This window comes from Leisingera sp. M658 (genome assembly GCF_025144145.1).
Classification (GTDB): domain Bacteria; phylum Pseudomonadota; class Alphaproteobacteria; order Rhodobacterales; family Rhodobacteraceae; genus Leisingera.
The window spans coordinates 1,856,481-1,869,128 of the sequence record NZ_CP083546.1 but is presented as its reverse complement, the minus strand read 5'-3'; the positions used below and the strand labels follow the sequence as shown (position 1 = coordinate 1,869,128).

At 61.8% G+C, this 12,648-nt stretch carries 12 protein-coding genes; 10 read left to right on the top strand and 2 right to left on the bottom strand.

The genetic code is table 11. The features are described 5' to 3' along the window. The first annotated feature begins 42 nt into the window (after positions 1–42). From K3724_RS09350 to lexA, 7 genes are all read left to right on the top strand, one after another. A complete protein-coding gene (locus K3724_RS09350) occupies positions 43–624 on the top strand; it encodes an aminodeoxychorismate/anthranilate synthase component II (protein ID WP_259992094.1) in 582 nt (193 codons plus the stop codon). Further along, a complete protein-coding gene (gene trpD / locus K3724_RS09345) occupies positions 621–1,640 on the top strand; it encodes an anthranilate phosphoribosyltransferase (protein WP_259992092.1) in 1,020 nt (339 codons plus the stop codon). Before K3724_RS09350 ends, trpD begins: the two co-directional genes overlap by 4 nt. After that, positions 1,637–2,308 (top strand): uracil-DNA glycosylase, encoded by a 672-nt coding sequence (locus tag K3724_RS09340; RefSeq protein WP_259992090.1) that lies wholly within the window; start codon positions 1,637–1,639, stop codon positions 2,306–2,308. Before trpD ends, K3724_RS09340 begins: the two co-directional genes overlap by 4 nt. A gap of 11 nt (positions 2,309–2,319) precedes the next feature. Then, positions 2,320–3,132, top strand: coding sequence for an indole-3-glycerol phosphate synthase TrpC (gene trpC / locus K3724_RS09335; RefSeq protein ID WP_259992603.1), 813 nt, complete (start codon positions 2,320–2,322; stop codon positions 3,130–3,132). Positions 3,133–3,144: 12 nt separating this feature from the next. Next, positions 3,145–3,615: a cyclic pyranopterin monophosphate synthase MoaC gene (moaC, locus tag K3724_RS09330; RefSeq protein WP_134829911.1), complete on the top strand. Its 471-nt coding sequence runs from the start codon at positions 3,145–3,147 to the stop codon at positions 3,613–3,615. Further along, positions 3,616–4,791 carry a gephyrin-like molybdotransferase Glp gene (glp, locus tag K3724_RS09325; RefSeq protein WP_259992088.1) on the top strand — a complete coding sequence of 392 codons (1,176 nt, stop codon included), beginning with the start codon at positions 3,616–3,618 and terminating at the stop codon, positions 4,789–4,791. Between the two features lie 147 nt (positions 4,792–4,938). After that, complete coding sequence (gene lexA / locus K3724_RS09320) at positions 4,939–5,646, top strand: transcriptional repressor LexA (RefSeq protein WP_259992086.1); 708 nt, start codon at positions 4,939–4,941, stop codon at positions 5,644–5,646. On the opposite strand, the gene K3724_RS09315 is transcribed toward lexA, so the two are convergent. After that, complete coding sequence (locus K3724_RS09315; protein ID WP_259992084.1) at positions 5,643–7,709, bottom strand: ComEC/Rec2 family competence protein; 2,067 nt, start codon at positions 7,707–7,709, stop codon at positions 5,643–5,645. The two genes, lexA and K3724_RS09315, sit on opposite strands and share 4 nt — an antisense overlap. Positions 7,710–7,788: 79 nt before the next feature. Here K3724_RS09315 and gltX point away from each other — a divergent pair, with 79 nt between their 5' ends. From gltX to K3724_RS09300, 3 genes are all read left to right on the top strand, one after another. After that, positions 7,789–9,189: a glutamate--tRNA ligase gene (gene gltX, locus K3724_RS09310; protein ID WP_259992082.1), complete on the top strand. Its 1,401-nt coding sequence runs from the start codon at positions 7,789–7,791 to the stop codon at positions 9,187–9,189. Positions 9,190–9,316: 127 nt separating this feature from the next. Further along, positions 9,317–10,612, top strand: a complete 1,296-nt coding sequence (locus tag K3724_RS09305) for a citrate synthase (protein ID WP_027259026.1) — start codon at positions 9,317–9,319, stop codon at positions 10,610–10,612. Positions 10,613–10,922: 310 nt separating this feature from the next. Beyond that, on the top strand, positions 10,923–11,729 hold the full coding sequence (locus tag K3724_RS09300; RefSeq protein WP_259992079.1) for a calcium-binding protein: 807 nt from the start codon (positions 10,923–10,925) through the stop codon (positions 11,727–11,729). A gap of 41 nt (positions 11,730–11,770) precedes the next feature. Here the strand turns inward: K3724_RS09300 and K3724_RS09295 are convergent, their stop codons facing one another. Beyond that, the gene (locus tag K3724_RS09295) at positions 11,771–12,550 is read right to left on the bottom strand and encodes an enoyl-CoA hydratase-related protein (protein WP_259992078.1); all 780 of its coding nucleotides are present in this window, start codon (positions 12,548–12,550) and stop codon (positions 11,771–11,773) included. Between the last annotated feature and the right edge of the window lie 98 nt (positions 12,551–12,648).

The following is a 12,648-nucleotide window of genomic DNA, read 5'->3' as shown; positions in this document are numbered from 1 at the left end:
CGGCGCGGCCCCGGCCCGCCACCCTTAAAAGAGCCCGCTACGATGCTGCTGCTGATAGACAACTACGATTCCTTTACCTACAACCTCGTCCATTATCTGGGTGAGCTGGGCGCGGAAATGGAAGTCCGCCGCAACGACGCCATCAACGTGCAGGAAGCCATGGCAATGAAGCCCTCAGGCATTCTGCTGTCGCCCGGTCCCTGCGACCCGGATCAGGCCGGCATCTGCCTGGCGCTGACCGAAGCCGCAGCTGAAACCGGCACCCCCTTGCTGGGTGTCTGCCTGGGCCACCAGACCATCGGCCAGGTGTTTGGCGGCAAGGTGATCCGCTGCCACGAGATCGTGCACGGTAAGATGGGTAAGATGCACCACAAGGATACCGGTGTTTTCAAAGGCTTGCCAACGCCTTTTGACGCAACCCGCTACCATTCTCTGGTGGTTGAGCGCGACAGCCTGCCGGATTGCCTGGAAATCACCGCTGAACTGGAAGACGGCACTATCATGGGCCTGCAGCATAAGGAGCTGCCGATTCACGGTGTGCAGTTCCACCCGGAATCGATTGCGTCTGAGCACGGCCACGCGCTGCTGAAAAACTTTCTCGACGTGATGCAGGTGTCCGCATGAGCGACCGCCTGAAACCGCTTATCGGCGCCGCGGCGGAACGGTCGCTGACCCGCGATGAGGCTGAAACCGCTTTCACCTTGCTGTTTGAGGGTGAGGCCACGCCCAGCCAGATCGGCGGCTTGCTGATGGCGATGCGCACCCGCGGCGAAAGCGTGGATGAATACGCAGCTGCCGCCGCCGTGATGCGCTCGAAATGCAATCCGGTGAAAGCTCCGGCAGGTGCCATGGACATCGTCGGCACCGGCGGTGACGGCAAGAACACTCTCAACATCTCCACCGCCACTGCCTTTGTGGCGGCCGGCGCAGGCGTGGTGGTTGCCAAACACGGTAACCGCAACCTCAGCTCCAAATCCGGCACTGCCGACATGCAGTCCCAGATGGGCATTAACGTGATGGTCGGCCCGCAAGTGGTTGAAAAGGCGATAAATGAGGCCGGTATCGGCTTCATGATGGCGCCTATGCATCACCCGGCGGTGGCGCATGTCATGCCCACCCGGTCCGAGCTTGGCACCCGCACTATCTTTAACATCCTTGGCCCGCTGACCAACCCGGCCGGCGTGAAACGCCAGCTGACCGGCGCCTTCAGCCGCGCGATGATCCGGCCGATGGCGGAAACGCTGAAAGCCCTGGGGTCCGAGCGCGCCTGGCTGGTGCATGGCTCCGACGGCACGGATGAGCTGACAATTACCGGCGTCAGCTGGGTCTCCGCTTTGGAGGAGGATGGCAGCATCCGCGATGTCGAACTCCACCCCGAGGACGCAGGCCTGCCGGTGCACGGTTTTGACAAGATTATCGGCGGCAGCCCTGAAGAAAACGCAATGGCCTTCCGGGTGCTGCTGCAAGGCACGCCCTCTGCCTACCGGGATGCGGTACTGCTGAATGCCGCCGCTGCGCTGGTTGTCGCGGGTAAGGCTGCCGACCTCAAGGAAGGTGTCGCGCGCGCGGCCGAGTCCATCGACAGCGGCGCGGCCAAATCCAAGGTCGAGGCACTGGCGCGGATCACCTCAGCCGCATGACCGATCTTCCGCCAGGGCTGGGCGCCTGGTCCAGCCTGCCCTTTTTCACCAACCAATGGCCCGGGATATCAGCCGCAATTTCTGAAGATCCCCGGACCATCCTGCCGCCCGCTCGCCAGCGGTTCGCTGCGCTGGCGCTAACCCAACCGGAAAACACCCGCGTTGTGATCTTGGGCCAGGATCCCTATCCGACGCCGGGCCACGCCCATGGGCTCGCCTTCTCAGCAGAGCCGGACGTCCGCCCCCTTCCCCGCTCATTGTCCAATATCTACAAGGAATTGGAGGATGATCTTGGTGTCACCCGTCCGAATGCAGACCTGCGCGGCTGGGCGCGTCAAGGCGTGCTGCTGCTGAACACAGCACTGTCAGTTCCCGCAGGCGAGGCAAACGGCCACAAGCACTTTGGCTGGCACCATCTGGTGCATCAGGTGCTGGAACTGACCTCCGCGCGCCCGACCGTGTACATTCTCTGGGGAAATGCTGCACAAAAGCTTGAAAAACATATCAAACCGGGCGATCACCTGATCCTGAAAACCGCCCATCCCTCGCCCTTGTCGGCGCGGCGCGGCTTCTTCGGGTCCCGGCCCTTTTCACAAGTAAACAATTGGCTCGCCGCCCGCGGTGAAACTGCCATAGACTGGAACGCAGCAACGGAGGCCCAGGCATGAGTGAAACTGGCATGACCAAAAACGTGCTCGACAAGATCAAGGCCTACAAGCTTGAGGAAGTCGCCGCAGACAAGGCCGCCAAACCGCTGGAGGCGGTCGAGGCCGAGGCGCGCGAAGCCTCCCCGGTGCGCGGCTTTGCCGACAGCCTGATGCAGGCCAACCGCAGCGGTTACGGTCTGATTGCCGAGATCAAGAAGGCCAGCCCCTCCAAGGGCCTGATCCGCCCTGATTTTGAACCGGCGGCACTGGCCAAGGCTTATGAGGACGGCGGCGCAACCTGCCTGTCCGTCCTGACCGACACCCCCAGCTTCCAAGGCGCCAAGGAGTTCCTGACCCAGGCCCGCGCCGCCTGTTCGCTGCCCGCGCTGCGCAAGGATTTCATGTACGACACCTATCAGGTGGCCGAGGCCCGCGCACTTGGGGCGGACTGCATCCTGATCATCCTCGCCTCCATCTCGGACGCGCAAGCGCAGGAACTGGAGCAAAGCGCCTTTGACTGGGGTATGGATGTGCTCCTGGAAGTGCATGACGCCGAGGAGCTGGAACGCGCCTGCAACCTGAAATCGCCGCTGATGGGCATCAACAACCGCAACCTCAAGACCTTCGAGACCACGCTGGACACCACCCGGGAACTGTCGCGCATGGTGCCAGCCGACCGCACCATCGTTTGCGAAAGCGGGTTGTCCTCGCCTGAGGACCTCAGCGACATGGCCCGTTATGGTGCGCGCACTTTCCTGATCGGCGAAAGCCTGATGCGGCAGGACGATGTCGCCGGTGCCACCCGTGCGCTGCTCGCCAATCCCTTGATGCCAGGTATGATGTAAAGGAGGACCGCAATGAGCCTCACCCATTTCGACACCAAGGGCGACGCCCATATGGTTGATGTTTCGGACAAGGCGGTAACTTCGCGCATCGCCACCGCTGAGGGCCACATTACCATGGCTCGGGAAACCTTTGATATCATTGCCGAAGGCCGTGCCAAGAAGGGCGATGTTCTGTCCGTGGCCCGCCTGGCGGGCATCATGGGCGCCAAGAAGACGCCGGATCTGATCCCGCTCTGCCATCCGCTGCCGGTCACCAAGGTTGCGGTAGAGCTGACGCTGGACCCGGACCTGCCCGGCGTGCGGGTTGAGGCGACGGTCAAGACTACCGGCCAGACCGGGGTTGAGATGGAGGCGCTCACCGCCGTCTCCACTGCCGCGCTCACCGTCTATGATATGGCCAAGGCCGTGGACAAGGCGATGCAGATCGGCGGTATCCGCGTGACGCTGAAAGATGGCGGAAAATCAGGTAAGTACGAGGCGTAAATGATTCCGGTCAGCGAAGCCCGCGCGCATCTTTTATCGCTTGTTCAACAGCTTGAAACCAAACAGGTGCCGCTGGCACAGGCTGCAGGCCGGGTGCTGTCGGCCGATCTGCAAGCGCGCCGTGATCAGCCGCCGTTCTCCGCCTCCGCAATGGACGGTTACGCTGTGAACGCCGCTGAGGTCGAGCTGCACGCCATGTTCAAGGTGATCGGCGAAGCCGCCGCCGGTCACGCATTTCAGGGCCGCGCGGGCGCGGGCCAGGCCGTGCGTATCTTTACCGGTGCACCGGTGCCTGAAGGCGCAAGTTTCGTTGTTATACAAGAAGATACAACCCGCAACGGGGACCTTATCACCATCACCGGCGCCCCCGGCAGCAACCATAACATCCGTCCCCGCGGCGGTGATTTCACCGATGGCCAGACCGTCACGGCCCCCAAGCGCCTGACACCGGCTGACATTGCTTTGCTGGCCGCTATGAACATCCCCGCGATACCCGTCACCCGCCGCCCGGAGATTGCCCTGATCTCCACTGGCGACGAATTGGTGATGCCCGGCGGCACGCCTGGACCGGACCAGATCATCGCCTCCAACACCTTTGGCCTCAAAGCGATGCTCGAAGACATTGGCGCCCGTGCCCGCATCCTGCCCATCGCCCGTGACACCGAAAGCTCGCTGCGCACAGCCTTTGAACTGGCCGAGGGCGCTGATCTGGTTGTCACCATCGGCGGCGCCTCGGTTGGCGATCATGATCTGGTCGGCAAGGTGGCGCAGGATCTTGGGATGGAGCGCAGTTTCTACAAGGTTGCGATGCGCCCCGGCAAACCGCTGATGGCCGGCCGGATGAATGGCGCTGCTATGGTTGGCCTGCCCGGCAACCCAGTATCGGCCATGGTCTGCGGCCACGTGTTTCTGGCCCCGATGGTGCGATCCATGCTGGGGTTGCCTGCACCGGCGCAGGAACAGCTGCTGACGGCCACCCTTTGCGCCCCCCTGACGGCCAATGGCCCGCGCGAGCATTACATGCGCGCAAATGTGCAAAACGGCCAGCTGCAAGCGTTTGACAACCAGGACAGCTCCCTGCTCACCATTCTGGCTGAGGCCAACGCCCTGCTGGTCCGCCCGCCCAAGGACGGCGCGCGCAGGATAGGCGATACTGTGCAATACTTGCCGATCTAACTCCCCTTCACCTTTGCAAAAATACTCCCGCCGGAGGCACGCGCCCCAGGCGCGTTCTCTTCTGCACCACGCCAGGGACTGCGATATTGACACAAAACGGGAACATGCGTAGAACAAAAGAAAACCCGAGGCGCGGAGGGAGCGGCGATGCTCACAAAAAAGCAACTGCAACTGCTGGAATTCATTCACAAACGCCTGCAGCGTGACGGTGTGCCGCCCAGTTTCGATGAAATGAAGGTCGAACTGGACCTAAGATCGAAATCAGGCATTCACCGGCTGATCACTGCACTGGAAGAACGCGGCTTCATCCGCCGCCTGCCGCACCGTGCCCGCGCGATTGAGATTATCCGCCTGCCGGAAAGCCTGGGCGGCGGGCCGGACCCGCAAGGCTTTGCACCAAAGGTGATCGACGGCGGCCAAGCGCAGCCCGCGGCGCCTGCCCCTGCCGCCGCAGACCCAATGCGCCTGGCTGCGGTGGAATTGCCCGTTATGGGCCGCATCGCCGCAGGTGTGCCAATAGAGGCGATCAGCCAAGTGTCACACCAGGTGGCGGTTCCGGGCGGCATGATCGCACCAAACGGCCAGCATTTCGCGCTGGAGGTAAAGGGTGACTCGATGATCGAGGCCGGCATCAATGACGGCGACATCGTGGTGATCCGTGAAACCGGTACTGCAGATAACGGCGATATCGTTGTTGCACTGGTCGAGGGGCACGAGGCCACGCTGAAACGCTACCAGCGCCAGGGCAGCATGATCGCGCTGGAAGCCGCCAACCCGGCCTATGAAACCCGGCGCTACCCGGAAGATCAGGTGCAGATCCAGGGCCAGCTGGTTGGGCTGATCCGCACTTATTAAGGGTTTTCCTGGCCAAGAATCCTCCGGAGGCGGCTGATTTCAGCCCCCTCCGGCCGCCATCCTGTCCACAGCCGCTGTCCCGACACACTGCGGGATGTCTGTAAGCCGCCTGTTGCGGTCACGGCGATGCTGCCTGTTTGACGCATCACTGCCGGTGTCAGAAGTAGACAGTTTTCCGGCATTTGCACCGTGACCGTGGAAACGATGATATCTCCCTTTTTACAGGCATTTGCCTGCGCGAGCTTACGTTTCCCAGGCGCATGTACCAGCCGGAATCCCAGCCCTTGCCAAATCGGCAAAGCCTCTGTTTCACCCCTCCAGCGCGCTGCGGCGGCGATCTGTCCTGCCGGGTCGCCATCATTCTCCAGCCAGATTTTCGCAGTAAACCCCTGCCCTTTGGCCCGGGACAAGGCCCGGCCTTGCGGCGCCATCACGCCAATCAGCCCGCCGGAATCCGCAATCAGGACAACAGGACGCTCTGCCGCGCTCCACATCAGCAGCGCGCATGCTGCCGGCAGCAGCCCTGCCAGCCTCAGCCGCCCTTGCCAGATCACCGCAAACAACATGCCCGCAGCAAACAGCGGCAGCACCCAGTGGCTGGGCGCAGGCACATGCGACAGCGCCCCTTCAAATTCCGAGACGGCCTGCGCAACTGCCAGGATCCAGTCCAGCCCCCATCGCATAACTGTCAGCCCGATCATTTCCAGGCCGAACGGCGCCAGGCACAGCGCCAGAACCGCAGCCGGTATGACGACCGACCCCATGACCGGCACCGACAACAGGTTCGCCAGCAGCCCGTAATGCGGCACCGTGTTGAAATGCGCCGCAGCAAAGGGGGCTGTTGCCGCGCCGGCCACCGCAGAGGAAATCACCAGCGCCAGAACCGGCCGCAGCCATCGCGGCCCCAGCGGAATTTCCCTGTCCCGAAGCACTGCAAAGACCGCAACCAGTGCTGCCGTCGCGGCAAAACTCATCTGGAAACCAGGGCTCAGCAGGCTTTCCGGCCGCCGCAGCAGCACTATCCATGCGGCAACCGCCACCGCGCGCAGGGTAATCGCACGCCGGTTCAGCAGCACAGCCCCGAACATCACCGCCACCATGACAAAGGCCCGCTCTGTCGCCACATTGCCGCCTGATAAGGCAAGATACCCCGCGCCGGCAATCAGCGCCGCAAGCGCTGCCAGTTTCTTGACCGGCCAGCGCAGGGCCAGGACAGGTATCAGATTGAACGCAACTCTCAGCGCAGCAAAGACAAATCCGGTGAGCAGCCCCATATGCAATCCCGAGATCGCCAGCAGATGCGCCAGGTTGCTTTGCCGCAGGGCAGTCAGCGTCTGTTGCCCCACGCCGCTGCGGTCGCCGGTGGTAATTGCGGCTGCAAACCCGCCCGTCTCTCCTGCTATACGGTCTTGCAAGCCCTGCGCCATATTCCGGCGCAGGCGGTCCACTGGCAGACCTTGGCCGGGCGCCTTTGCCAGCAGCACCGGAACCCTTGTGTATCCCAAACCGCCCAGCTGCTTGAACCAGGCATGGCGGCGGAAATCGAACCCGCCGGGCTCGGCAGGTCCCTGCGGCGGCAGCAAATGCGCGGTGGTCATGACCCTGGCGCCGGGCGGCGGCACCTGTTCCAGCGCTTTCAATGATATGCGGACACGGGCCGGCGTATCTTCCGCCGCCACCCGGTCCAGCCGAACCTGATCCAGGGTCAGCCGCAGGGCGTCGGTCGGCGAGCGGTCGACAGCCACGACACGTCCCTCCACCGCCCCGTAATAGCGGAAATCCAGGACCGGAGCCGACACCCGGTGCGCCCGTGCCCCGGCCAGGCACAGCCCCGCCGCTGCAAGTGCCGGCGCCCACAGCAAAAATGCCAGCGGCCGCCGGGACATAGCACCGGCTGCCATCAGCAGCGCACAGATCGCCAGCCCGGCAAACGCGGCGGCGCCTGGCTCAAACTTCAAAGAAAAATAGGCTCCGATCCCAGCCCCTAGAAACACCGGGGTCCAGGGGAACAGATGTCCCCGCTGCGCCTGCAGCAGGTCTGCGATGGCTGTGGTCGGCCGCATGCTTGCCCCCCGCCTTCTGGCCCGGTAGACAGGCTGAAACTCTAAACCTCACATGGTTTCCAAAAGGTAAATCCTGCTCATGACCCAACCGGTTGTCACCCGTTTCGCGCCGTCTCCCACCGGCTTTCTGCATATTGGCGGCGCCCGCACTGCGCTGTTCAACTGGCTGTATGCCCGCGGCCGCGGCGGCAAGTTCCTGCTGCGGATCGAGGATACCGACCGCGAACGCTCCACCCCCGAGGCAACCGCCGCCATCCTGCAGGGAATGGAATGGCTGGGCCTGGACCATGACGGCGAGGTGATCAGCCAGTTTGAAGGTGCTGCGCGCCACGCCGAAGTGGCGAAACAGCTGCTGGCCGAAGGCAAAGCCTATAAGTGTTTTGCCAGCCAGGATGAAATTGCCGCCTTCCGTGAACAAGCCAAGGCCGAAGGCAAATCCACCCTCTACCGTTCACCTTGGCGCGACGCCGATGCGTCCAGCCACCCGGATGCACCTTTTGTGATCCGCATCAAAGCGCCGCAAAGCGGCGTTACCGTTATCAAAGATGAGGTTCAGGGCGACGTCACCATCAGGAATGATCAGCTTGATGACATGATCCTGCTGCGCTCGGACGGCACCCCGGTTTACATGCTGGCGGTTGTAGTCGACGACCACGATATGGGCGTCACCCATGTGATCCGCGGCGACGACCACCTGAACAACGCCGCCCGCCAGATGATGATCTATGAGGCGATGGGCTGGGACGTGCCGGTCTGGGCGCATATCCCGCTGATCCACGGGCCGGACGGCAAAAAACTGTCCAAACGTCATGGTGCCTTGGGCGCGCAGGAATACCAGGCGATGGGCTATCCGGCGGCCGGCATGCGCAACTATCTGGCCCGTTTGGGCTGGTCGCATGGCGATGACGAATTTTTTACGGACTATCAGGCCAAGGCGTGGTTTAACTTTGACGGTATCGGCAAAAGCCCGGCCCGGTTCGACACCAAGAAGCTGGAGAATCTCAGCGGTCAGCATATCGCCGTTAGCGACGACGCCGCACTGCGGCATGAAATCAGCGCTTATCTGGACGCAGCCGGAGAAACTGCCCTGAATGACGCGCAGTCACAGGGTTTGGAGGCTGCGATGTATTGCCTCAAGGACCGGGCGCGTACCTTCCCTGAACTGCTTGAAAAAGCGCATTTTATCCTTACCTCACGGCCAATTGACCGGGATGCGAAGGCGGAAAAGGCGCTATCTTCTGTATCCGATGGTATACTGGGTGAATTGACGCCGCAGCTGCAAAATGCTAGCTGGGTCCGTGACGATCTGGAGGCGCTTCTGAACGCATTTGCAGAAGCCCATGATACCAAGTTCGGCAAGCTGGCAGGCCCTTTGCGGGCAGCACTGGCGGGCCGGGCGGTAACGCCTTCGGTGTTCGATATGATGCTGATTCTGGGCCGCGATGAAACCATTGCCCGGCTCCAAGACGCAACAGGCTGAGACCGGTCCTTAACTCCCGGGTAAGCCTGTTTTGATAACACAACCCCTGCGCGACTCCGCGCAGGCGCTGCCCCGCATGAAGACGCCTGCACGGCCGCTCTCGTGCCTGTAACAGGAAGGGACATCCATGACCGAGACACAGAAATCTGCCACGCTCAGCCTGAATGGCGAAACCTACGAGCTGCCCATTTTCTCGCCAACGGCCGGGCCCGATGTTCTCGACATCCGCAAGCTCTACGCGAAGGCAGGTGTGTTCACCTATGACCCGGGCTTCACCTCGACCGCCAGCTGCGACAGCACCATCACCTATATTGACGGCGACAAGGGCGAACTGCTGCACCGCGGCTACCCGATCGACCAGCTGGCATCGAAATCCCATTATCTGGAGGTTTGCTATCTGCTGCTTTACGGCGAACTGCCGACCGTCACCCAGCTGGAGGATTTCGAGACCCGTGTGACCCGTCACACCATGGTGCATGAGCAGATGCACAACTTCTTCCGAGGCTTCCGCCGCGATGCGCATCCGATGGCGACGCTGGTTGGCGTGGTCGGCGCGATGTCGGCCTTCTACCACGACTCACTGGACGTCACCGATCCGTGGCAGCGCGAAGTTGCCGCCGTGCGTCTGATCGCCAAACTGCCGACCATTGCCGCGATGGCCTATAAATACTCGATCGGCCAGCCGTTTGTGTATCCGAAGAACGATCTGGATTACGCAGCCAACTTCCTGCACATGTGCTTCTCGGTTCCGGCTGAGGAATACCATGTGAACCCGATTCTGAGCCGGGCGATGGACCGCATCCTGACCCTGCACGCGGATCACGAACAGAACGCTTCAACCTCCACTGTGCGTCTGGCCTCTTCCTCGGGCGCAAACCCGTTTGCCTGTATCGCGGCCGGCATTGCCTGCCTCTGGGGCCCGGCCCACGGCGGCGCCAACCAGGCCTGCCTGGAAATGCTCAAGGAAATCGGCTCGGTCGACCGTATCCCTGAATATATCGCACGCGCCAAGGACAAGAACGATCCGTTCCGCCTGATGGGTTTCGGCCACCGCGTCTATAAGAACACCGACCCGCGTGCGACCGTGCTGAAGCAATCCGCGGACGAGGTTCTGGATCTGCTCGGCGTCGAGGACAACCCGCTGCTGCAGGTTGCCAAAGAGCTGGAGCAGACCGCGCTGAACGACCCCTACTTCATCGAGAAGAAACTGTTCCCCAACGTCGATTTCTACTCGGGTATCATTCTTGAGGCGATGGGCTTCCCGACGTCGATGTTCACCCCGATCTTTGCGCTGTCGCGCACTGTCGGCTGGATCTCGCAGTGGAAAGAGATGATCGCTGACCCTCAGAACAAGATCGGCCGCCCGCGCCAGCTGTACCTGGGCGAGACCATGCGCGATTACATTGACATCGAAAAGCGCTGACCGCCAGTTGCAATGAACGTCCAAACGCCCCGCATTTTGCGGGGCGTTTTTTCTGAACTGTTTCTGAACTGGCGGCTGACAAGGTTTGATCCCGGCCTGGCACCGCCTGCTTGTCAGTAGAATTCTTCCGTGAGGGGCGACAATGCTGGAGATTCTGCCCAATTTTTTGCATAAATCGCACAATACCCTGAAAATATTGACTAATAATCCTCAATTAAATATTTATTTTTAACAAATTTCACGCTTTGGCGGAATGGCATGCAAGCGGAATGCTCCAGGCTGCGCGCTAAAGAAAAACGGGATTCACGGAATGGAACTACTGGTTTTGCTTGGCTTGTCCCTAGCCGCGGGCACATTTGCAGTTCTGGACTCGGATGACGATTCAGAACCTGCCGCCGACACGTCCGCAGATGCAACCAAGGGCAACGACGACCTTTCCGGTGCATCCAAGGATGACACGATCTTTGCCAAAGACGGTCACGACATTCTGGCTGGCAATGGCGGGGATGACCGGCTATTCGGCCAGGACGGACAGGATCTGCTGGTTGGCGGTGAAGGCGACGACTTCCTGCGGGGTGGCTCCGACCATGACACGATCATTGACGGCAAGGGCAGCGACACCTTGATTGGGGATGCAGGCAACGACTTCATTGTGTCGACCAGCGCCTTTGATCCGGACAATGTATTGGAAGCCGGCAGAGAATGGGCCGCCAACGACGACCCGGACGCCCGCATCATACTGGAATACGACGTCAGCCAGGATATAGACGAGGCCCCCGATGTTATCCGGGCTGGGTTCGGCGACGACAACGTTGTCGCAGGCAGAGGCGATACCGTAACCCTGGGCGAAGGTTATGATGATCTGGCCCTGGGTGATTGGATCGAAGCCGGGGATGAGCCTGTGGTTTTGACCGACTATGACCGCGATCACGACATGATCGTCTACTATCACGATGGGGTTGGACCAGCGCCCGAAATCACCGTTGCATCCGAACAGGACGAAACCAGCGACACGCAGGACGCGCTGTTGCTGGCCAATGGCGAGGTTTTTGCCCGGCTGCAAGGTGCTGGCGGGCTGGTTTCAGAGAATTCAGTCCAGGTTCGGATAATCGAGTAAGGAGCGGACCGGGGCCGAACGCCCCAGGTCCCCCAGCCCCTTCAGCGCCCCTCGAATTTCGCGGGGCGTTTTTCCATGAAGGCAGTCACCCCTTCCAGGAAATCCCGGGTCTTGCCGCATTGGCCCTGCAGATGCGCTTCTTCCGACAGCTGCTCTGCCAAAGTGCGCCCAAAACTTTCGCGCAGGGCGGATTTGGTGGCGGCAAAGGCTTTGCTGGGGCCGCTGGCCAGATAATCCGCGCGGGCGCGCCAATGGGCATCGAACTCGGCGTCCGGCACCGCTTCCCAGATCATCCCCCAGTCGCAGGCCTGCCGGGCGCTGACGCGGTCGGCAAACAGCGCTGCCCCCATCGATTTTGCCAGGCCGATCTGCCGCGGCAGAAACCAGGTGCCGCCGGCATCGGGGATCAGGCCTATCTTGCTGAAAGCCTGCATGAAAAACGCGCTTTCAGTGGCGATCACCACATCCGCGGCCAGCGCCAGATTGGCGCCCGCCCCGGCAGCGGCGCCATTGACGGCTGCCACAACCGGCACCGGGCAGTCATAAATCGCCTGCAGCATCGGCAGGTATTCGTCGCGCAGCGTGCGCTCCAGATCCAACTGGCCGCCATTGCTGCCTGCGTCGCTCAGATCCTGGCCCGAGCAGAACGCATCGCCTGCCCCGGTCAGCACCACAGCGCGGGCCTCGGAAGACGCCATGCGCATCGCATGGGTGATCTCTGACCGCATCCGGCTGTTAAGCGCGTTCTTGCGCGCTTCGCGGTTCAGGGTGACAACCGCCAACCCGTCCTGCAGAGAAAACAGGATTTCCTTATAGTCCATCGGAGTGCCTCACGTAACTTGCGTTCAGGGGCCAGAAACGCGTGTGCCTGGCCGTTTGCCGGTATGGTGACGGAAAGCCCGCCTGCCGGAAAGCCGGA

Excerpts from the sequence above, each read along its gene's own strand:
- glp (WP_259992088.1), top strand. The coding sequence starts at position 3,616 with ATGATTCCGGTCAGCGAAGCCCGCGCGCATCTTTTATCGCTTGTTCAA.
- K3724_RS09305 (WP_027259026.1), top strand. The coding sequence starts at position 9,317 with ATGACCGAGACACAGAAATCTGCCACGCTCAGCCTGAATGGCGAAACC.
- trpD (WP_259992092.1), top strand. The coding sequence starts at position 621 with ATGAGCGACCGCCTGAAACCGCTTATCGGCGCCGCGGCGGAACGGTCG.
- K3724_RS09315 (WP_259992084.1), bottom strand. The coding sequence starts at position 7,709 with ATGCGGCCGACCACAGCCATCGCAGACCTGCTGCAGGCGCAGCGGGGA.
- trpC (WP_259992603.1), top strand. The coding sequence starts at position 2,320 with ATGACCAAAAACGTGCTCGACAAGATCAAGGCCTACAAGCTTGAGGAA.
- gltX (WP_259992082.1), top strand. The coding sequence starts at position 7,789 with ATGACCCAACCGGTTGTCACCCGTTTCGCGCCGTCTCCCACCGGCTTT.
- K3724_RS09340 (WP_259992090.1), top strand. The coding sequence starts at position 1,637 with ATGACCGATCTTCCGCCAGGGCTGGGCGCCTGGTCCAGCCTGCCCTTT.
- K3724_RS09300 (WP_259992079.1), top strand. The coding sequence starts at position 10,923 with ATGGAACTACTGGTTTTGCTTGGCTTGTCCCTAGCCGCGGGCACATTT.
- lexA (WP_259992086.1), top strand. The coding sequence starts at position 4,939 with ATGCTCACAAAAAAGCAACTGCAACTGCTGGAATTCATTCACAAACGC.
- moaC (WP_134829911.1), top strand. The coding sequence starts at position 3,145 with ATGAGCCTCACCCATTTCGACACCAAGGGCGACGCCCATATGGTTGAT.
- K3724_RS09350 (WP_259992094.1), top strand. The coding sequence starts at position 43 with ATGCTGCTGCTGATAGACAACTACGATTCCTTTACCTACAACCTCGTC.
- K3724_RS09295 (WP_259992078.1), bottom strand. The coding sequence starts at position 12,550 with ATGGACTATAAGGAAATCCTGTTTTCTCTGCAGGACGGGTTGGCGGTT.